This is a genomic window from Streptomyces sp. NPDC088354 (assembly GCF_044753585.1).
Classification (GTDB): domain Bacteria; phylum Actinomycetota; class Actinomycetes; order Streptomycetales; family Streptomycetaceae; genus Actinacidiphila.
Map to the genome: position 1 here is coordinate 86,162 of NZ_JBIVNJ010000013.1, position 19,861 is coordinate 106,022.

Here is a 19,861-nt window from a genome sequence, read left to right on the forward strand (position 1 = left end):
CCGGTTGACGTGACGTCAGGCGCCGCCGCACCCATGACATTTGTCCTGGGGAACCGCGTACTTTCCCCTCTGCCCCGGCCCTGCCCTCCCCCCGTACCGTCGTGGGCATGACGACGACTGTGAGCTTCACCCGGGCGGTCAAGACCTTCGGCGCGGTACGCGCCGTGGACACGGTGGACCTGGAGATCCGGCGCGGTGAGTCGGTGGCCCTGCTCGGTCGCAACGGGGCGGGCAAGTCCACCTCGATCGGCCTGCTGCTGGGGCTCGACGTCCCCGACAGCGGCGAGGTCCGGCTCTTCGGCGGCAGCCCGCAGGAGGCGGTGCGGGCCGGACGGGTCGGCGCGATGCTCCAGGACGGCCGGCCGATCCCCCGGGTCACCGTGCGGGAGCTGCTCACCTTCGTGGCCCGCACCTACCCCGACCCGCTGCCCGTCGCCGAGTCCCTGGAGCTGGCCGGGCTCACCGACTTCGCCGACCGCCGGGCCGACCGGCTCTCCGGCGGCCAGTCCCAGCGTGTGCGCTTCGCGGTGGCGCTGGCCGGCAACCCCGAACTGATCGTGCTGGACGAGCCGACCGCCGCCCTCGACGTCGAGGCCCGCCGCTCCTTCTGGGACTCCATGCGGGCCTACGCCGCCCGCGGCAACACCGTGCTGTTCTCCACGCACTACCTGGAGGAGGCCGACGAGAACGCCGACCGCATCGTCGTCATCGACCGCGGCCGGATCGTCGCCGACGACAGCGGCGAGCGCATCAAGCGCGCGGTCGGCGGCAACCTGGTCGCCTTCGACCTGGCCGGCGCCGCCACCGAGGGCCTGCGGCAACTGCCCGGCGTGGTCTCCGTGGAGGTCCGCGGCGACCGCGCCCACCTGCGCAGCTCGGACTCCGACGCCACCGTGGTCGCACTCGCCGAACGCGGCATGATCCGCGGCCTGGAGGTCAGCGCGGCCAGCCTGGAGGACGCGTTCCTCAGCCTCACCTCGCGCGACGCCGACGACGCCCCGGCCGGCTCCGCCGCCACCCCGACCGCCCTGAAGAAGGAGAACGTCTGATGCTGTTCGCCTACGTCACGCTGGAGATCCGCCGCACCCTGCGGGACACCGGCTTCGTGATCTTCGGCATCGGCATGCCGGTCATGATGTACCTGCTCTTCACCAACCTCGGCGTCTCCGGCTCCGAGGAGGACAAGGCCGCCGCGCTGACCGCGATGATCGGCATGGCCGCGTACGGGGCGCTGGGCTCGGCCCTGGCCGCCGGCACCGGCGTCGCCGAGGACAAGGGGCACGGCTGGCTGCGCCAGCTGCGCATCACCCCGATGTCGCCGTTCCAGGTGGTCGTCGGGCGCTGCCTCAGCGGCTCGGTCACCGTACTCCCCTCCATCGTCGCCGTCCTGCTGGCCGGGGGCCTCGTCAACGGCGTCGAGCTGCGGCCGTGGCAGTGGGCGGCGATCGCGGTCCTGCTGTGGGCCGGCACCGCGCCCTTCACCCTGCTCGGGCTCGGCAACGGCTACCGGCTGACCGCGCAGACCACCGGAGTCGTCAACGTCGCCTGCAACCTGGGCCTGTCCGTGATCGGCGGCCTGTGGTTCCCCACCTCGCTCTTCCCCGGCTGGCTCCGGGCGGTCTCCCGGTGGACCCCGTCCCACCGCTTCGGGGAGCTCGGCTGGAGCGTCACCGGCGGATCGGCGCCGCACCCGGGCACCGTCGCGGTGCTGGCGGGCTGGACGGCACTGTTCGCCGTGTACGCGATGTACGCCTACCGGCGCTCGGCACGCACCGTGTGATGAACCCCCTGCAGAGCACCCACGAGGAAGGCGGACCGGTCATGACCGTGTCGGAGGAGTGCGAGGCGGCACGGGAGCCGTGGACGTCCCGGGCCTGGCGCGCGTGGGAGCGTCGCCGCCCGCGCGGTCCGCGGGACATCTCGGAGGCGATCGAGGACCTCAAGGCCCCCACCCCCTTGAGCTTCCTGCCCTGGCTGCTCATGGGGGTGGGGGCGCTGTCCCACCTCCTCCAGGGCGACGCGTCCAACCCCTGGCTCGGCGGACTCGGCCTACTGACCTTCAACTCCCTCTACGTGGGCGTCGCGTTCACCGCCTTCAACCCCCGGGCCGTGGAGCGCGGGGTGCCGCGGCTGCTGCTGCTCCCGCTGGGCGCCCTCACCTATGCGCTCGCCATCGGCTACGGCGGGAGCTGGCTGCTGTTCTTCCCGCTGCTGTCGCTGGCCGTCGGGATCGTCGTACGCGGCCGGCACATGGGTCTCGTCCTGGTCGGACTGGCCCTGTCCGCGGGCGTGCTCTCCGGCTGGCGCAGCGACGACCTGTGGAACGGCGTCTCCATGGGCTACGGGTCGCTCATCTCCGGCCTGGTGACCGCCGCGATGCTCCGGCTCTTCGACGCCGTCGCGCAACTGCGGGCCACCCGGCAGGAGCTGGCCCGGCACGCCGTCGCCGAGGAGCGGCTGCGCTTCTCCCGCGACCTGCACGACCTGCTGGGCCACACCCTCTCGGTGGTCGTCGTGAAGTCCGAGGCGGCGCGCCGGCTCGCCCCGCGCGACATCGACGCCGCCCTGGCCCAGGTCGCCGACATCGAGGCGGTCGGCCGGCAGGCCCTCACCGAGATCCGCGAGGCCGTCACCGGCTACCGCGAGGGGAGCCTGTCCACCGAGCTGGACCGGGCCCGCTCGGCGCTCACCGCGGCCGGCGTCGAGGCGGTCGTCGTGGAGACCGGCCCGCCCCTGCCGCCGCAGGCCGAGGCCCTGCTCGGCTGGGTCGTACGGGAGGGGGTCACCAACGTCGTCCGGCACAGCGGTGCCGGCTCCTGCCGCATCGAACTGGCGAGCGGCGGCGGGCAGGTGCGGCTGGAGATCACCGACGACGGGCAGGGCGTAGGCTCGGAGCCGATCACCTCCGGTTCGGGTCTGAAGGGCCTCACCGAGCGGCTGGCCGCGGCGGGCGGCTCCCTGCGGGCGGGCCCGGCGCCGCGCGCCGGGTTCCGGGTGGTCGCGGAGCTTCCGGTGGAGGAGGAACAGGCCGCATGAGCAGCGTCGTGAAGGTCCTGCTGGCGGAGGACCAGGGCATGATGCGCGGGGCCCTCGCGCTGCTGCTCAACCTGGAGGACGACATGGAGGTCGTCGCGCAGGTCTCCGCGGGCGACGAGATCGTGGCCGCGGCGCTGGAGGCCCGGCCGGACGTCGCGCTGCTCGACATCGAGCTCCCCGGGCGCAGCGGGCTCGACGCGGCGGCGGACCTGCGCGAGCGGCTGCCCTCCTGCAAGGTCCTCATCCTCACCACCTTCGGCCGGCCCGGCTACCTGCGCCGCGCGATGGAGGCCGGTGCGGCGGGCTTCCTCGTCAAGGACGGCCCCGTCGAGGAGCTGGCCGCGGCCGTCCGCCGCGTCCTGGCCGGCCACCAGGTCATCGACCCCGCGCTGGCGGTCGCCGCCCTCAGCACGGGGCCGAGCCCGCTGACCGCGCGGGAGCAGGACGTCCTCAACGCGGCGGTCGACGGGGCGACGGTCGCGGACATCGCGACGCGGGTGCGGCTCTCGGAGTCGACGGTGCGGAATTATTTGTCCTCCGCGATCGGGAAGACGGGGACGCGGAATCGTATGGAGGCGGTTCGGGCGGCCCGCCACAATGGGTGGCTCTGACGTCACCCACCCACCCTCCCGAGCGCCCGGCGCGGTCAGTCACCCCGACGCGCGTGTCGTGGGTGCCGGGTGCGGGGCCTCCGGGGCCGGCCATTCTGGACAGCACATTTAGGTGCCTCACGCACCCTCAACTGATCACCCCGGGTTGTGCACCCAAATATGCTCCACAGTCCAGAACACCCACCCCTACGACCCCGCCCCCTCCGTAGTTGCGAGCGCCTGATCCCCGGTGGGGGGTATTGACGGCACCGTGCTCGGGCCACCGTTGGCGCAACGCAATCCAGGGCGCAGCCGTCACCGCCCACACCCCGGTGGGGGGGGACCCAGGCAACCGGGGTCACCCGGACCGCCCCCATACCCCCACCGGGGATCAGGCGCGAACACAACGGAGGGGGCGGGGTCGGAGGGGTGGATGTTCTGGACGCTGCGGGATATTTGTGCGCGCCATCCGGGCAGGGACGGGATGAGCAGGTGCTGGAAACGCGCGTAAATATCCCAGTCCAGGACGTGCAGCCCCGGAGGCCCCGCACCCGGTCCACCCCGCACGCGCGTCGGGGCGCCCAGACCTTGCCGGGCACACGGGCGGGCGGGCGGGGAAAAGACCTCACCCGGGATGCGGGACGATAGTCCCCATGCGCACGCCCCCCGCCGACGCCCTGGCCTCCTTCACCGCCGCCAAGGGATTCATGCCCCCGCACGAGGGCCTCGCCCTGTACGCCGCCGCCGCGGACGCGGCCACGCGGCTGCCCGGTCTGCCCCTGCTGGAGGTCGGCACATACTGCGGCCGGTCGACGATCCTGCTGGCCGCCGCCGCGCGGGAGGCGAAGACCGTCGCCGTGACCGTCGACCACCACCGCGGCAGCGAGGAGCAGCAGCCCGGCTGGGAGTACCACGACCCGACGCTGGTGGACCCGGAGGTCGGCCGGATGGACACGCTGCCGGCGTTCCGGCGGACGCTGCACGCGGCCGGCCTGGAGGAGTACGTGATCGCGGTCGTGGGCCGCTCCCCGCAGGTGGCCGCGGTGTGGGGGAAGCCGCTGAGCCTGGTCTTCGTCGACGGCGGGCACACCGACGAGCACGCCACGAACGACTACGAGGGCTGGGTGCCGCACCTCGCCGAGGACGGCCTGCTGGTGATCCACGACGTGTTCGAGGACCCCGCGGACGGCGGTCAGGCGCCGTGGCGGATCTACCGCAGGGCGTTGGACTCGGGGGCGTTCACGGAACTCTCCGTGACCGGTTCGCTGCATGTCCTGCGCCGTACGGGCCCGGGGATCCGGCCCGGCCGATAGCATCGCGGACGTGTTCAAGACGATGGGCAGCACCGCCGCGGTCGTGACCGCGGCGCTGGTACCGACATGTACGGCGGCGTGGCTGGTGTGGGGTGCGGCGAGCGACCCCGCGGACCAGGGGCGCGACAGGGACGCCCCCCGGAGTGCGGCCGCGCCGCCCTCGGGGCGGATGTCCGCGCCCGCGAGCGGGATGTCGGACGCCAAGGCCCCGATGAGCACGAAGCCGCTGGCGGGCCGGGTCGTCGTGCTCGATCCCGGCCACAACCCGACCAACAACCGGCACACGAGCGCGATCGCCCGCAAGGTGGACATCGGCACCGCCCGCAAGGAGTGCGACACCACCGGTACGGCCACCAACGCCGGATACCCGGAGGCGTCCTACACCCTGGACGTGTCACGCCGGGTCCGCAAGATCCTCGCGGCGCGCGGGGCGACGGTGAAGTTCACCCAGGACGGCAACCGCGCCTACGGCCCGTGCATCGACGAGCGGGCCCGGATCGGCAACAACGCAAAGGCGGACGCGGTGGTGTCCGTGCACGCCGACGGTTCGGCGGCCGGCAACCGCGGCTTCCACGTCATCCTGCCCGCCTCCGTCCACAAGGGCGTCGCGGACACCCGGGCGATCACCAAGCCCTCCAGGGCGCTCGGCATCGCCCTGCGGGACCACTTCAAGAAGGCGACCGGCACAAAGCCGTCCAACTACATCGGCGGCGGGACCGGCCTGGACGTCCGCAACGACCTGGGCGGGCTGAACCTCAGCAGGGTGCCGAAGGTGTTCATCGAGTGCGGCAACATGCGCGACCCCAAGGACGCGGCCCTGGTCACCAGCGCGGCGTGGCGCCAGAAGGCCGCGCAGGGCATCGCGGACGGCATCACGGCCTACTTGGAGGGCCGTGGGTGAGCGGCAGGTGAGCGTTGGGTCCCGATCCTGTCACCGGAGCCCCTACCGGGCGCACCCGCCGGCAACACCCCCCATACGATGGGGAACACGTGGCTAGAGCGACGACGAGACGACTGAGAAGGACCCCTAGTGAATAACCGCTCCCTCACCCGAGGAGACGGCGCGGCGATCGGCGCGGCGCTCCTGCTGCTGATCGCCTCGTTCCTGAACTTCTACACGCTCAAGGGATGCAGCTCCTCCGAGTGCGGGGCCAGTGCGTGGAAGAGCGAGCTGTTCCCGCTGCTGCCGTCGGTGCACCTGCTGGGCCTGATCGCCGCGGGTCTGTTCGTCACCGCGCGCTTCCAGCCCGAGGGCCGCAAGGTGCTCGGCATCGGCCTGGAGCACTGGGCCGCGGTGCTCGCGGTCGCCGCGGCGTGGGACGCGCTGTGGGCGCTGTTCAACGGCCAGGAGGCGTGGGAGCTGGGCGCCGGTGCCTACCTGTCGTTCATCGCCGCCGCCGTGCTGGCCGCGGTGATCCTGCTCTCGCTGCAGGGTCTGCCGGCCCTCAAGGCGGGTCTGCTGCCGGCGCCGCGCCCGCAGCAGCCGCAGCCGCAGCCGTACGGGCAGCCGGGCCAGCCCTACCCGGGCGCCCAGCAGACGGGGCAGACCGGCTACGGCTACCCCGGGCAGCAGTCCGCCCCCGACCAGTCCTTCGGCAGCGGTACGCCGCAGTACGGCTACCCGCAGCAGCAGCCTTCGCAGCCGCAGCACCAGCAGCCGGCGGCGGAGTTCGCGGCCTTCTGGTTCGCGGTGCCGGTGGCCCGCCCGCTGTACGCCGAGGACGGCTCCGGCTCCCCGATCGCCGAACTCACCCCGGGCACCTGGTACCTGGCGGTGGACCAGCACGGCCAGTCCCTGGTCGCCCAGACCCAGGACGGCCGCCGCGGCGTCCTCCAGGACACCAGCGGCATCCAGCGCGGCTGACCCGTTCCGGCACGCTTCATCCCCTTCGCCCCACCGGCCCGCCGGTGGGGCGAAGTTCTTTCCCAAGCGCAGGTAAATAAAACATAGGAATTTTGACAGGGACAGGTAAGGTACGCGTCTGTCCCGCGATCACAGGATCGCCACAACTGCACACGGGAAACACAGTGAATCTCGACTTCAGCGCCGAACCGCTCTTCTCCTGGTACGTCGTACTCCTGATGGTGAGCGGCATCGCGATGATCGTCATCGGCGCGGTCAACTCCGGGAGCCTCAGCCGCGGCTGGCGCGCCTTCAACGTGCTCGCCGGCCTCGCCTTCACCGGCTACGGCATCTACCTCGGGTTCATCTTCCACGGCGGCGAGTACGTCATCTTCTTCAAGGCGTTCCTCCTGCCCGTCTTCATGGTGATCAACTTCTTCCGCGCGCTGGCCGCCCGGACCAGGGTTCCCGCCGCCCCGCAGCAGATGACGGCGCCCCCGACGCCGGCCGCCCACGACGCTGCGGGCACGGTGCCCGCGCCGGCCACCGCCCCCGTGGCGAGCCCCGCGCAGCAGGCCTGACGCGCGGCACACGGAAGCCGTGGCCCGGACCGCACCTGCGGTCCGGGCCACGGCTTCCGTCGCTTCCGGAGCGGTCGGCCCGCAGGGCCGACGCGGGCTCAGCCGCCCGCGAGCTGGGTCAGGGACGGGATCTGGTCGGTGACCTTGGCGCCGCCCTGCTGGCCGGCCGACTTCACGTTGCTGATGGTGTCCTGGAAGGTGCTGACGACGTCGTCCGTGCCCTCGCCCTTGCGCAGCTTGGACGGCAGGTCCTTCAGCGCGTCGATGCCGGACGTGAGCGGCGCGACCAGCTTGGACAGGGTGGGGTCGGCCTTGGCGTTGTCGGAGGCGGCCTTGAGGCGGTTGTAGGCGAACGCGCCGGCCAGGGCCGCCTTGACCATCGCGGTCTTGCGGCCGTCGGCGCCCTTCTTGAACTTGCCGGCCCGGTAGGGCTTGACGATCCACTGGTAGGTGGCGCCGGCGGCGAGGCCGGCGTTGGCGACGAAGCGGGTCTTGGCCAGCTTCTGCTTCTGCACCGAGGCCGTCGGGCTCGCGGTGCCGGCGCTGCCGGTCGTGTCGGAGTCGCCGCCGCAGGCGGGAACGAGAAGGAGCAGACCCGCCATCAGAAAGGCGGTCAGGACGCGGCGCAGGGGCATGAAGGACTCTCCGGTGGGGGATGCGGTGCGTGATCGCATCCTCACCCGAGGTCCGGAGGCCGGCCAGCGCAGCGGTCCGTACGGGGAGTCATGCACTGGCCGGGGAACCACGTTTCAGTCACCCGATCGGGGCAAGACGGCAGGTATGTCCAGACGATATCGCGGCAATCTCGCCGCCACCATCATCATGGTCGTGGCGGATGTGGCGGCATTCATCCTGATCCTGTGGATCGTCCTGTGGATGCTCGACGCCAACCGGGCGAACGATCTCGTGGAGTGGATCCACGACATGGCGACCTGGCTCGGCGGTTGGGCCCACAACATCTTCTCCCCCGACTCGGCGTGGGCGCGCACCCTGCTGAACTACGGTCTGCCGGCGGCGGTCTACCTGATCATCGGGCACGCCGTGGCAGGGCGCGTCAACCGGGCCTGACCACCCCAGGCACACCGACGACGGCGCCGGCCCCGGCCGGGCTCAGCCTCCGGAGCAGCAGCCCGCGGCCTCCGGGACGAGCCCCAGGGGAAGCCGGTCGCCCCCGAAGACCGCCGTCGTCGCCTCGTCCCCTCCCAGGGCGGCGACGGCCAGCAGCACGGCGCCCGCGGTCCAGGTCGTCCGCTCCTGCGGCCAGAAGGCCGGGGCGCCGCCCGTTCCGGCATCCCCTTCGAAGACGTACCCGGTCCAGTACATGCCGTCCTCGGCCCGCAGGTGCTGGATCGCGGCGAGGATCTCCACCGCTCGGTCGGACTCGCCCATCGCCCACAGGGCGAGGGCGAGTTCGGCGCTCTCGCCGCCGGTCACCCACGGGTTGGGGACGACACAGCGCACCCCGAGGCCGGGCACGACGAAGTCGTCCCACCGGGACTCCAGGCGCTCCTTGGCGCGCGCTCCGCGCAGCACGCCGCCGAGGATCGGGTAGTACCAGTCCATCGAGTAGCGGTCCTTGTCCAGGAACCGCTCGGGGTGGCTCAGCACGGCGTGCCCGAGCGCGCCGGCGGCCAGCTCCCAGTCCGGCTGAGGGTCCTCGCGGTGCTCGGCGACCGCCAGCGCGCAGCGCAGCGCCTGGTACATCGACGAGCAGCCGGTCAGCAGCGCCTCGCGCGGGTACGTCCCGTCCGCCTCCCGCTTCCAGGCGATCGCACCGCCCGGCAGCTGGAGCTCCAGCACGTACTCGATCGCCGCGTACAGCACCGGCCAGATCCGCTCCAGGAACGCGTCGTCCCCGGTGGACAGGTAGTGGTGCCAGATACCGACCGCGACGTAGGCGCAGAAGTTGCTCTCCCGGCCCCGGTCGGTGGGCTCGCCCTCGGCGCCGTCGGCGTAGCCGTAGGCCGCGTACCAGGAGCCGTCCTGGTTCTGCCGGCGGGCGAGCCATGTGTAGGCGGCGTCGGCGCGCTCGTGCTCGCCGGCGGCGTCCAGCGCCATGGCGGCCTCGACGTGGTCCCACGGGTCGAGGTGGCCGCCGTCGAACCACGGTATGGCGCCGTCGGGGCGCTGCACGGCGACGATGCCGGCGACGGTGTCCGCTGCCTGCTCCGAGGTCAGGACGCCGGGCAGGACGAGGTGTTCGGTCCGCCTCACGCGTCGACGCCCGCCTTCGGGGCGTGCGGCTTGGTGGCGTAGGCGACGAAGCTCTTGCCGATCAGCGGGTTGAGCGCGTTCTCGGCGAGCCGGGTGGCCAGCGGCTTCTTCATGATGTCCCACACCAGCAGCTTGTGGTAGAGCTTCACCGGCAGGGCCTTGTCGTTGTCCACGCCGACCGCGCACTTGATCCACCAGTACGGGGAGTGCAGCGCGTGCGCGTGGTGGCTGCCGTAGGGGCGCAGGCCCGCCTCGCGGATCTTGCCGAGCAGCTCGTCGGCCCGGTAGATGCGGATGTGGCCGCCCTCGACCTCGTGGTACGCGTCCGACAGCGCCCAGCAGACCTTCTCCGGCCCGTAGCGCGGCACCGTCACCGCGAGCAGGCCGCCGGGCTTGAGGACCCTGACCATCTCGGCGAGCACGCCCTTGTCGTCCGGGATGTGCTCCATGACCTCGGAGATGATGACCCGGTCGAAGGTGTCGTCGGGGAAGGGCAGGTTGAGCGCGTCGCCCTCCATCGCGGTGGCGGTCGCGCCGGCCGGGGCCTCACCGGCCTCCTTCATGGCGGCGAACCACTTGGCGACCTCGCGGATCTCCTCGCCGTTGCGGTCCAGGGCGACCACGTCCGCACCGCGCCGGTAGCACTCGAAGGCATGGCGGCCCGCGCCGCACCCGAGGTCCAGGACGCGGTCCCCCGCGGCGAGGGGGAACCGGGAAAAATCGACGGTCAGCACGGAGCGTCGCCTTTCTCTTGCGGCGGTCGTGTGCGGCGCGGCATCAGATCCGTGCCGCCTGCGGGGCGGGGGTGCGTGCGGCCCGCGGCCGCGGGCCGCCGGCGGCCTCGATGACCGCGCGGTAGTGCTCCGCGGTGCCGATGGCGGCCCGTTCCCAGGTGAAGCGGGCCAGGACGCGTTCCCGGCCGGCGCGGCCGAGGCGGTGGCGCAGCGCGGAGTCCGCCAGCAGCCGGCCGACCGCGGCGGCCAGCGCGCCGGAGTCGCCCGGCGGGACGGCCAGGCAGGTCTCGCCGTCGGGGCCCGCCACCTCGGGGATGGCACCGCCGGTGGTGGCGACCAGCGGCGTGCCGGTCGCCATGGCCTCGGCTGCGGGCAGCGAGAACCCCTCGTACAGCGAGGGCACACAGGCGACCTGCGCGCTGCGCACCAGGTCGACGAGTTCCGCGTCGCTGATGCCCTTCACGAACCGCACGGCGCCGGACAGGCCGAGGCGTTCGATGGCCGCGGCGACCGGGCCGTCGTCGGCGCGCCTGCCGACCACGACCAGGTGCGCGTCGGGCTGCTCGGCGCGGACCTTCGCGAGCGCCTCCACAAGGTGGATCAGTCCCTTGAGCGGAACGTCCGCGCTGGAGGTGGTGACGATCCTGCCGGACACCTCGGGCACCGACGGGTCGGGAGAGAACAGCCCGGTGTCGGCGCCGATGGGGACCACGTGCACCCGGTCCTCGCGCACCCCGAGGTGGTCGACGATCTCCTGACGGGAGCTGCCGGAGACGGTGAGCACCGAGGGCAGCCGGCGGGAGACCCGCTTCTGCATCCGCGTGAAGCCGTACCAGCGGCGCACCGAGGCGCGGCGCTTCCAGCCCTGCGCGGCGTCGAGTTCCAGCTGCCGGTCGACGGTGATCGGGTGGTGGATGGTCGTCACCAGCGGCGCGCCGAGCGCGCCGGGCCCTCCGAGCAGGCCGTAACCGAGCGTCTGGTTGTCGTGGACGACGTCGAAGGCACCGCGCCGGGCGGCCAGATGACGGCGGGCCCGCAGGCTGAAGGTGAGCGGCTCGGGGAAGCCGCCGGTCCACATGGTGGCGACCTCGAGGGCGTCCACCCAGTCGCGGTACTCACCGCGCCCCGGTGTGCGGAAGGGGTCCGGCTGCCGGTAGAGGTCGAGGCTCGGAAGTTCGGTGAGGGTCACTGCGCCATCGGGGTCGTCCACGATGTCCAGGACGGGGTACGGCTGGGCGCCGATCACCTCGACGCTGTGGCCCAGCCGGGCGAGTTCGCGGGACAGATGGCGGACGTAGACGCCCTGACCCCCGCAGAACGGGTTCCCCTTGTAGGTGAGCAGCGCGATCCGGAGCGGCCTGGCCTCTGCGGTCACTCACGGCCCCCTTCTCGCTGCACGTCGGCCGGAGCGTAGCCGCCCGCGCCTTGCTAGAACAAGTTCCAGATTCGGTTACCCGGGAGTTGCCCGAGAGCTTGAAGATACCTGCCCCGGCGCGGGCGCCCTGGGCCGGGACAGGTGATTCGCGCCACTGTGCGCGAGCCCGCCGGGAAATCCCCCGGCGCACCGCTCGCGACCGCCCGGCACCACGGCCGCGGGAGCCCGGGACGGGGCCCTGGCAGGCCGCCTGACGGAGCCCCGGGTGGAGCTGAAGGCGCGGCCGCCGGGGGCCCCGGACAGCCCGCCGCGGGTGGGCGGGGCGCGCTAATCTGGGAGGAATCTCCGCGCCGCACACCGGATTGGGCCAGATGACCGCAGCTCCCCAGCCGTCCCCGGTGCCGCTGACCGAGCGTCAGGAAGCCCGTCGCCGCCGCATCCTGCAGGCCGGCGCGGCGCTCGCGGGCCGGGGCGGCTTCGACGCGGTGCAGATGCGCGAGGTGGCCGAGCGGTCGGACGTCGCGCTGGGAACGCTCTACCGGTACTTCCCGTCCAAGATCCACCTGCTGGTGGCCACGATGCAGGATCAGCTGGAACACCTCCACGAGGCGCTGCGCAAGCGCCCGCCCGCGGCGGCAGGGCCCGCGGAACGGGTGGCCGAGACGCTGATGCGGGCGTTCCGCGCGATGCAGCGGGATCCGTACCTGGCGGACGCGATGGTGCGGGCCCTGAACTTCGCGGACCGCTCGGTCAGTCCCGAGGTGGACGCGGTGTCACGGCTGACGACGGCGATCATCCTCGACGCGATGCGGCTGGACGGGCCGCCGGGCGCCGAGTTGCTGTCCGCCGTCCGGGTCATCGAGCACACCTGGCACTCCGCGCTGGTCACCTGGCTCTCGGGCCGGGCCTCGATCGCCCAGGTCAAGGTCGACCTCGAGACGGTGTGCCGGCTGATCGACCTCACCGCTCCCCCGGAGCCGGGGGCCCGCTGAGCCGGTCGGGCGGGAGCGGCCGCGGTGTGCGGCGGGCGGGCCCAATGGCGGCCCGGCCCCCGTTCGCCGGGGGCGGGGCCGGCCGAGCGGACCCGGGCCCGGGGCCGACCGGGTCCGGGGCGTGCCCCGTTCCGCTGGCGCATCGCCGGAAGGGAGCGCGCCGCCGGACTGATACCCGTTCCAGTCACGTGGGTCCTCCCGGCAGGCGCGCCCGCCGCCTTCCCCGCTCTCGCGTCCGCAACGACGCCGGGCCGGGGCCGGTCGCATACGCGGCGGTATGAGCCGTTCCGGTAAGGGCGTTGTGAGGGTCATGTGAGCATCGCCCCACGGGGTGGCCACAAAGCGGTAGGCGCACCTGGTTAAGGTGTGCTCGAACGACCCGTACGGTGCCGTGTCCCGCGCCCTCCCGCCGCGCGTGACCGCTCGACCGAAAGGCACCCGCCGATGCTTCTGCGCCGCACCGCGGCGGCGGCCCTGGCCGCCTTCAGCGCCCTGGCGATCGCCGCCTCGCCGGCCCCCGCGACCCGCCCCGCCGCGCTGTACGGCACGGCGGACCCCACGTACGACGGCGTCTGGCGCCAGTCGTACGCGCTGCTCGCGCTGCACGCCGCGGACACCCCGCCGGCCGAGGGCGCGGTGGCCTGGCTGGCCGGGCAGCAGTGCGCGGACGGCGGCTTCGCCTCGTACCGCGCGGACCCGACCGTGCCCTGCGACGCCGGGGCCGAGGACACCAACGCCACCGGCATAGCCGTGCAGGCCCTGGCCGCCCACGGCGAGGACTTCGCCGCCAAGCGGGGCGCCGACTGGCTCGCCAAGGTGCAGAACCCGGACGGCGGTTGGTCCTACAACCCCGGAGGCACCACCGACGCGGACTCCACCGGCGTCGCCGTCGGCGCGCTCAAGGCCGCCGGGACCGACGTGAAGTCCGTGACCACCGACGGCATGAGCCCGTACGACGCGCTGCGCTCGCTGCAGATACCCTGCGGGCACCAGGACGGCGGTGCCTTCACCCACCAGCGGCCGGGCGGCGCCGGCGCACCGGCGGCGAACGCCAAGGCCACCGCGGACGCGGTGCGCGCCGCCGAGGGCGCCGGCTTCGTGGTCGAGGCCCCCGCCCAGGACATGCCGCCGCGCCCGGCCTGCGAGGGCAGCGCCGCCGACGCGGGCGCCGCCTGGCTGGTCCGGCAACTGGGCGCGGGAGGCGGCTACTTCAGCTCCGGACCGCAGGCACCCGACTTCGGGACCACCGCCGACGCGGTCGTCGCGCTCGCCGCGGGCGGCCACCTCGACGCCGCCCGGGACACCTACAACTGGCTGGCCGGCCACGCCGAGGGCTGGTCGCAGGACAACCCCGCCGCGCTGGCCCAGCTGGCCCTGGCCGCGTACGCCACCGACAACCCCACCCGGGATCCCATCACCCGGCTCAGCGCCCTCCTCCCCCCGCCGCGGCAGCGCGCCGAGTCCTCCGGCGGCGACTCGGCGTGGTGGCTGGCCGGCGCGGGCCTGGTCGCCGTCCTCTGCCTGGGTGTGCTGCTCGCGGGCCGCAAGACCCGTATCTGACGGTCCGGTTCGGGGCCGCGCTCAGATCCGCTGGATGATCGTGCCGGTCGCCAGCGCACCGCCCGCGCACATGGCGATCAGGGCGAACTCCTTGTCGGTGCGCTCCAGTTCGTGCAACGCCGTGGTGATCAGGCGCGCGCCGGTCGCGCCCACCGGATGTCCCAGCGCGATCGCTCCGCCGTTGACGTTGACCTTCGCCAGGTCCTGGCCGAAGACCCGCGCCCAGGACAGCACCACCGAGGCGAACGCCTCGTTGATCTCGACGAGGTCGATGTCGTCCAGGGTCATGCCCGCCTTGCCGAGCACGGCCCGCGTCGCGTCGACCGGTCCGTCGAGCAGGAAGCGGGGGTCCGCGCCGACCAGTGCCTGGGCCACGATGCGGGCCCGCGGGCGCAGCCTCAGCGCCCGCGCCGTCCGCTTCGACGCCCACATCACCGCCGCCGCGCCGTCGGAGATCTGCGAGGAGTTCCCGGCGGTGTGCACGGCGGCCGGCATGACCGGCCGCAGCCCGGCCAGCGCCTCCATACCGGTGTCGCGCGGGCCCTCGTCCCGGTCGACCGGCCGTCCCATGACCTGCCCGCCGAGTCGCTCCTCCTCGGTGGCGGGCACCTGCACCGCGAAGGTCTCCCGCTTGAAGCGCTCCTCGGCCCATGCGCGCGCCGCCCGCTCCTGGGAGATCAGCCCCAGCCCGTCCACGTGCTCCCGGGTCAGCCCGCGGCGCCGGGCGATGCGCTCGGCGGCCTCGAACTGCCCCGGCAGGTCCACGTTCCACTCGTCCGGCAGGGGCTTGCCCGGTCCGTGCCGGGAGTCGCTGCCCAGCGGCACCCGCGACATGGCCTCCACGCCGCAGCCGATACCGATGTCGATCACCCCGGCCGCGATCATGTTGGCGACCATGTGATTGGCCTGCTGCGAGGAACCGCACTGGCAGTCGACGGTCGTCGCCGCGGTCTCGTACGGCAGTCCGCAGGCCAGCCAGGCGGTGCGCACCGGATTCGCCGCCTGCTCCCCGGCCTGCGTGACCGTGCCGCCGACGATCTGCTCCACGGCGTCGGGCTGGACACGTGTGCGGGCCAGCAGTTCGCGGTACGTCTGTCCGAGCAGGTGGGCGGGATGGAGGCCGGCGAGCGCGCCACCGCGCCGGCCGATGGGGGTGCGTACGGCTTCGACGATGACGGCTTCGGCGGCCATGTACCTCGCCCTTCCACGGCGGCAACCAGTACGCGTTCCGGTTTCGTCAGGCAGTCTGCTTACCGCCGGTACAGGGGCGCAAGAGCCGTGCACGCGGCGGAGTGCCGGCTCGGGCGATGAGTTCGGGCGGCGGACCGGGTCTGCCCTCACATGACACGTGTCATCGCCGACATCTCGGTCTCCCTCGACGGCTTCGTCACCGGGCCCGGCGCCGGCCCGGACAACGGTCTGGGCACCGGCGGCAGTGCCCTGCACACCTGGGCGTTCTCCGACGACCCCGACGACCGCCGGTTCCTGCGCGAGACGACCGCCCGCTCCGGCGCCGTCGTCCTCGGCCGCCGGCTCTTCGACGTGGTCGACGGGCCGAAAGGCTGGAGCGACGAGATCGGCTACGGCGCAGGCGAGGTCGGCAGGCCCGCGTTCGTCGTCGTGACGAGCTCGCCTCCGGAGTCCGTGCGGCTCACCGGCCTCGACTGGACGTTCGTCACCACGGGCCTGCCCGACGCCGTCGCCGTCGCACGTGAGCGGGCCGAGGCGGCCTCGTCGCGGCAGGGCCGGGACCTCGACGTCGTCCTCATGGGCGGTGGCGCCACCGTCGGCTCGGCGCTCGAGGCGGGGCTGGCCGACGCGCTGACGCTGCACCTCGCGCCCGTCGTGCTGGGCGCCGGGACGCCGCTGTTCAGCGGAGGAACACCGCGCCCGCTGGTACGGCGGAGCGTGACCGCGACGCCGAACGCCACGCACCTGACCTACGACATCGTCTGACGGCGCGGCCTGACACGGCCGTCCACGAGGTCCTTGCCACGCGGCGGGCCCGCAACTAGCGTCGGCGTCCATGACTGACGGACCGTCATGTGACGGCGGCCCGTCGACCTCCCCGTCACCCGCCGGAGGCTGCCGCCGTTGCCCGCCACCACCGGCCACGCCCGTTCCGGCTGCCCCGCCCTGCCGGACGGCTTCGACTTCACCGACCCGGACCTCAACCAGGAGCGCGTCCCGCTCCCCGAGTTCGCCGCCCTCCGGGAGACCGCCCCCGTCGTCTGGGTCCCGCAGCCGCACGGCCTCGCCGGCTTCGGCGACGACGGGTACTGGGCGGTCACCCGGCACGCCGACGTGCGGACGGTGTCCACCGACCCCGGGACCTTCTCCTCACGGGCCAACACCGCGATCATCCGCTTCCACGAGCACATGCGGCGCGACCGCATCGACGCCCAGCGGCTGATCCTGCTGAACATGGACCCGCCCGAACACACCCGGCTGCGCCGGATCGTGCAGCGCGGCTTCACCCCGCGCGCCGTCCGCGCCCTGGAGGACGCCCTGCGCGAGCGCGCCGGCCGCATCGTCGCCGGGGCCGCCGAGCGGGGCGGCGGGGACTTCGTCACCGACATCGCGTGCGAGCTGCCGCTGCAGGCCATCGCCGAACTCATCGGCGTCCCGCAGGAGGACCGGGCCAGGATCTTCGCGTGGTCCAACCGGATGACCGGCTACGACGACCCCGAACTCGCCGTCACGGAGGAGACCGCCGCCCTGGCCTCCGTCGAGCTCATCTCGTACGCCATGGCCATGGCCGCGGAACGCAAGGCGCGCCCCGCCGACGACATCGTCACCACGCTCGTCGCCGCCGAGGACGAGGGCAATCTGACCGGCGACGAGTTCGGCTTCTTCGTGCTCGTCCTGGCGGTCGCGGGCAGCGAGACCACCCGCAACGCCATCACCCACGGCATGCACGCCCTCCTCTCCCACCCGGAGCAGTGGGAGCTCTTCCGCGCCGAGCGCCCGCGCACCACGGCGGACGAGATCGTCCGCTGGGCCACCCCGGTCACGTCCTTCCAGCGCACCGCCACCCGCGACACGGAACTCGGCGGCACCGAGATCGCCGCCGGCGAGCGCGTCGGGCTCTTCTACGCCTCCGCCAACCACGACCCGGAGGTCTTCGCCGACCCGGGCACCTTCGACATCACCCGCGACCCCAACCCCCACCTCGCCTTCGGCGGCGGCGGCCCCCACTACTGCCTCGGCGCCGGCCTCGCCCGGCTCGAGATCGACCTGATCCTCCACGCCATCGCCGACACCGCCCCCGCCATCCGCCTCGCCGGCGCCCCCCGCCGCCTCCGCTCCCCCTGGCTGAACGGCGTAAAGGAACTCCCCGTGACCTATTCCTGACGGCGCGCGTGCGATTGCTGGGCAGGGGGTATGGCAGGGTAGGGTGTGCTTTCGCGTGTCCAGCGGGCGTGTAGCTCAGCGGTAGAGCGCTGCCCTTACAAGGCAGATGTCGGCGGTTCGAAACCGTCCACGCCCACCCCAGTGAACAGGGCTTTTTAGCCCAACGGCCCAGGTCGCACCGTGAATCGGCGCCCTGGGCCGCTGCATTTGCTGCATGCCCCGGAGACCTTTGGAATCCCTCGGAGACCCCTGGAGTACAGGGTCTCATCGCCCGAATATCGCCCAGATGATCAAGGGGTTTACGCACGTCAGCGGTGCCAACTCGCGACTCCGCCGCCCGCATGAACGCCCCCGGCCTCGCCGGGGCTGGTCGCCAGTTACGCGGAGCGGCACGTTAGGGTGCCGGGCACCCCTGCCGGTTGGATGTGGTGAATCGGGCACGCCGTGCGTGCGTACTCACGTTGAGAACGGCGTCAGCCCCCTCCCGCGTAGGACGGGAGGGGGCTGCGCTTCGCGGCCGGGCCACCGCCATCGGGGGCCTGTTCCTGAGACGGTGCCCGGCGCGTCTATGCCTCCCGTTTCGAGAGGTCCACCAGTCCACCGCATGGGCCCGTGGGGTGTCGATCACCCATACGCGTGAACGGTTGTTCGTTTATCTCCAGCATCAATGGCCCCGCGACACTTCCCGCGAGGCTTGAGCACCTTTGACGATTCAACATATCTGCTACGTAGCAGAAATCGCCAGCATCACTAGCGTGACGGTCCCTGCCATCAAGATCGTCCATGCCCAGAGGTGCCGCCGATGCCCCCCGGCTACCAGCACGTCGCTGCGGACATGCGCCGCCGCATCGACGCTGGCGAATGGCCGCCGGGCACGCAACTACCCTCGTGGCGGGACCTCTCGGGCCAGTACGCCGTCGGCCTGGGCGTCATCCGCCTCGCCATCGAACGGCTCCGGGCGGATGAACTCGTCGAGGGTCGCGCGCGCAGCAGGCTCCAGGTTGCATACCGTCCGGCTGTGCGCACCCTCGTCCGGCCGGACGCCCGCTGGCCACACGGCCGGGGCGACACCGAGATGTCGACCGTTCGCGCTGATGCCGACCTCGCCCGCCGCCTGGAGGTCGCCGAGCGGGCACCGCTGCACCGCGAGCGCGTCGAGCTCTTGGACCCCGACGGCCGGCCCGCGATGGTGCAGACGACCTGGCGACGCGGTTCCGTCGCCAGGCCGCATGTCTCGCACCAACTGCATGTGACCGGCGGCACGTTAGACCGCGCCGCGGCCACTCTCCTCGGCCTCGGGGTCGGGATGGTCGTGCTGGTCATCGAGCGCACCCGGTACGACGAGCGGGGCCTGCCGGTGGAAACCGCGGACCTGGTGCTGCCTGCGGACCGGTGGCGCATCAAGATGTGAGGCGGCCGCTGCGGTGTCGGTGCCATGCGGCGGCGGCCGTCTGCATCGCGGCTGTCCACTCGTCGGGGGCGTCGCCGGCGATCTCGTCCCACATCCGGTTCTGCGCGTGGGCGAACGCGTCAAGACTGGGGACCGGGGCGTCGGCGAGCGTTGTGCGCTCGGCGGCCAGGCGCTCGGCCTGCTCCGGGGTGTGGCCGGAGGCGATGAGCCAGATGACCCAGAGGGCAGGATCGACCCACGCTGCGCCGCGCGCGGCCCAGGCCCAGTCGACGAGCCGGGCACGGCCGTCGGCGATGAGGACGTTGTGCGGGTTCCAGTCGGTGTGGAGCAGTCGGTCCCCGGCGAACAGGTCGGCGTCGTCGGTGTAGGAGCGCATCCGGTCCGGCATGGTCTTGAGCGGGAGGTCTGGCGTGGGCAGCCCGGCGAGGGTCTGCATTGCCTCGGCGACGAGGTCCAGGTGCGGGGAGCCGGGCGCGTAGGTGGCGTGAGGGCCGTCGATCTCCTCGAAGCACAGCAGGTCCCATCCGCCGTGCTGGACGCGCCACAGCATCGCGGGGGCCAGCGGCCGCACGTGGGGGTTGATGACGGCCTCGCGTTCCTGCGTCCACACCCGGGGATGATCGACCCGCATGCCCTTCACGAACACGATGTCGTCGGCGTGGTTGTAGATGCGGGCAGCGATCTCGCTGTTCAGGCCGGTGGAGACCGTCACGGCCTTGAGGACGGGTCCGGCGAGCGTCTCGATGATGCTGAGGGCGTCGGCGGGGATCTCGGTGAAGCGGTGCGTCGCCATGGTCAGAGGGTTCCAGAGTGAGGAGGCCGAGGGGGCCGCGGCGTGTGCCGTGGCCCCCTCGGTGT

20 protein-coding genes and 1 tRNA gene are annotated in these 19,861 nt (G+C 72.9%); 15 read left to right on the top strand and 6 right to left on the bottom strand.

What is annotated here, in order from left to right; genetic code table 11:
* Window positions 1–107 precede the first annotated feature (107 nt).
* From ACIP98_RS20695 to ACIP98_RS20730, 8 genes are all read left to right on the top strand, one after another.
* Window positions 108–1,049, top strand: coding sequence for an ABC transporter ATP-binding protein (locus ACIP98_RS20695; protein WP_319662522.1), 942 nt, complete (start codon window positions 108–110; stop codon window positions 1,047–1,049).
* A complete protein-coding gene (locus ACIP98_RS20700; protein ID WP_319662523.1) occupies window positions 1,049–1,780 on the top strand; it encodes an ABC transporter permease in 732 nt (243 codons plus the stop codon). Before ACIP98_RS20695 ends, ACIP98_RS20700 begins: the two co-directional genes overlap by 1 nt.
* The gene (locus tag ACIP98_RS20705) at window positions 1,780–3,036 is read left to right on the top strand and encodes a sensor histidine kinase (protein ID WP_319662524.1); all 1,257 of its coding nucleotides are present in this window, start codon (window positions 1,780–1,782) and stop codon (window positions 3,034–3,036) included. The genes ACIP98_RS20700 and ACIP98_RS20705 overlap by 1 nt, the downstream gene beginning before the upstream one ends.
* Window positions 3,033–3,647, top strand: coding sequence for a response regulator transcription factor (locus ACIP98_RS20710; protein ID WP_319662525.1), 615 nt, complete (start codon window positions 3,033–3,035; stop codon window positions 3,645–3,647). The genes ACIP98_RS20705 and ACIP98_RS20710 overlap by 4 nt, the downstream gene beginning before the upstream one ends.
* Before the next feature lie 632 nt (window positions 3,648–4,279).
* A complete protein-coding gene (locus ACIP98_RS20715) occupies window positions 4,280–4,939 on the top strand; it encodes a class I SAM-dependent methyltransferase (RefSeq protein ID WP_319662526.1) in 660 nt (219 codons plus the stop codon).
* Between the two features lie 22 nt (window positions 4,940–4,961).
* Window positions 4,962–5,840 carry an N-acetylmuramoyl-L-alanine amidase gene (locus tag ACIP98_RS20720; RefSeq protein ID WP_401977411.1) on the top strand — a complete coding sequence of 293 codons (879 nt, stop codon included), beginning with the start codon at window positions 4,962–4,964 and terminating at the stop codon, window positions 5,838–5,840.
* A gap of 129 nt (window positions 5,841–5,969) precedes the next feature.
* The gene (locus tag ACIP98_RS20725; RefSeq protein ID WP_319662528.1) at window positions 5,970–6,803 is read left to right on the top strand and encodes a hypothetical protein; all 834 of its coding nucleotides are present in this window, start codon (window positions 5,970–5,972) and stop codon (window positions 6,801–6,803) included.
* 164 nt (window positions 6,804–6,967) lie between these two features.
* Window positions 6,968–7,363, top strand: a complete 396-nt coding sequence (locus ACIP98_RS20730; protein WP_401977220.1) for a hypothetical protein — start codon at window positions 6,968–6,970, stop codon at window positions 7,361–7,363.
* 98 nt (window positions 7,364–7,461) lie between these two features.
* On the opposite strand, the gene ACIP98_RS20735 is transcribed toward ACIP98_RS20730, so the two are convergent.
* Window positions 7,462–7,998 carry a hypothetical protein gene (locus ACIP98_RS20735; protein WP_319662530.1) on the bottom strand — a complete coding sequence of 179 codons (537 nt, stop codon included), beginning with the start codon at window positions 7,996–7,998 and terminating at the stop codon, window positions 7,462–7,464.
* A gap of 145 nt (window positions 7,999–8,143) precedes the next feature.
* On the opposite strand from ACIP98_RS20735, the gene ACIP98_RS20740 reads away from it, so the two are divergent.
* On the top strand, window positions 8,144–8,431 hold the full coding sequence (locus ACIP98_RS20740; RefSeq protein ID WP_319662531.1) for a hypothetical protein: 288 nt from the start codon (window positions 8,144–8,146) through the stop codon (window positions 8,429–8,431).
* Between the two features lie 42 nt (window positions 8,432–8,473).
* Here the strand turns inward: ACIP98_RS20740 and ACIP98_RS20745 are convergent, their stop codons facing one another.
* Genes ACIP98_RS20745 through ACIP98_RS20755 form a run of 3 tightly spaced genes read right to left on the bottom strand, consistent with a single transcriptional unit; the run spans window position 8,474 to window position 11,686 of the window.
* Window positions 8,474–9,577, bottom strand: coding sequence for a prenyltransferase (locus tag ACIP98_RS20745; RefSeq protein WP_319662532.1), 1,104 nt, complete (start codon window positions 9,575–9,577; stop codon window positions 8,474–8,476).
* Window positions 9,574–10,311, bottom strand: coding sequence for a class I SAM-dependent methyltransferase (locus ACIP98_RS20750; RefSeq protein ID WP_401977222.1), 738 nt, complete (start codon window positions 10,309–10,311; stop codon window positions 9,574–9,576). Before ACIP98_RS20750 ends, ACIP98_RS20745 begins: the two co-directional genes overlap by 4 nt.
* 43 nt (window positions 10,312–10,354) lie before the next feature.
* Entirely contained in the window at window positions 10,355–11,686 is a 1,332-nt protein-coding gene (locus ACIP98_RS20755) for a glycosyltransferase family 4 protein (RefSeq protein WP_401977223.1), read from the bottom strand.
* 371 nt (window positions 11,687–12,057) lie between these two features.
* Between ACIP98_RS20755 and ACIP98_RS20760 the strand changes: the two genes are divergently transcribed.
* Together ACIP98_RS20760 and ACIP98_RS20765 are read left to right on the top strand one after the other, a co-directional pair.
* Window positions 12,058–12,678 (top strand): TetR family transcriptional regulator, encoded by a 621-nt coding sequence (locus ACIP98_RS20760; RefSeq protein WP_401977225.1) that lies wholly within the window; start codon window positions 12,058–12,060, stop codon window positions 12,676–12,678.
* A 444-nt stretch (window positions 12,679–13,122) separates the two neighbouring features.
* On the top strand, window positions 13,123–14,238 hold the full coding sequence (locus ACIP98_RS20765; RefSeq protein WP_401977227.1) for a prenyltransferase/squalene oxidase repeat-containing protein: 1,116 nt from the start codon (window positions 13,123–13,125) through the stop codon (window positions 14,236–14,238).
* A 21-nt stretch (window positions 14,239–14,259) separates the two neighbouring features.
* On the opposite strand, the gene ACIP98_RS20770 is transcribed toward ACIP98_RS20765, so the two are convergent.
* Entirely contained in the window at window positions 14,260–15,429 is a 1,170-nt protein-coding gene (locus ACIP98_RS20770) for a steroid 3-ketoacyl-CoA thiolase (RefSeq protein ID WP_401977228.1), read from the bottom strand.
* A gap of 150 nt (window positions 15,430–15,579) precedes the next feature.
* Here ACIP98_RS20770 and ACIP98_RS20775 point away from each other — a divergent pair, with 150 nt between their 5' ends.
* The 4 genes from ACIP98_RS20775 to ACIP98_RS20790 all read left to right on the top strand — a co-directional run bounded on the left by ACIP98_RS20775 (window position 15,580) and on the right by ACIP98_RS20790 (window position 19,003).
* Window positions 15,580–16,194: a dihydrofolate reductase family protein gene (locus ACIP98_RS20775; protein WP_401977229.1), complete on the top strand. Its 615-nt coding sequence runs from the start codon at window positions 15,580–15,582 to the stop codon at window positions 16,192–16,194.
* A 138-nt stretch (window positions 16,195–16,332) separates the two neighbouring features.
* Window positions 16,333–17,592, top strand: coding sequence for a cytochrome P450 (locus ACIP98_RS20780; RefSeq protein ID WP_401977231.1), 1,260 nt, complete (start codon window positions 16,333–16,335; stop codon window positions 17,590–17,592).
* 64 nt (window positions 17,593–17,656) lie between these two features.
* Window positions 17,657–17,728 (top strand) — tRNA-Val (locus ACIP98_RS20785).
* Between the two features lie 666 nt (window positions 17,729–18,394).
* Complete coding sequence (locus ACIP98_RS20790; RefSeq protein ID WP_401977232.1) at window positions 18,395–19,003, top strand: GntR family transcriptional regulator; 609 nt, start codon at window positions 18,395–18,397, stop codon at window positions 19,001–19,003.
* Here the strand turns inward: ACIP98_RS20790 and ACIP98_RS20795 are convergent.
* The gene (locus ACIP98_RS20795) at window positions 18,993–19,796 is read right to left on the bottom strand and encodes an aminoglycoside phosphotransferase (protein ID WP_401977234.1); all 804 of its coding nucleotides are present in this window, start codon (window positions 19,794–19,796) and stop codon (window positions 18,993–18,995) included. The two genes, ACIP98_RS20790 and ACIP98_RS20795, sit on opposite strands and share 11 nt — an antisense overlap.
* Window positions 19,797–19,861 lie beyond the last annotated feature (65 nt).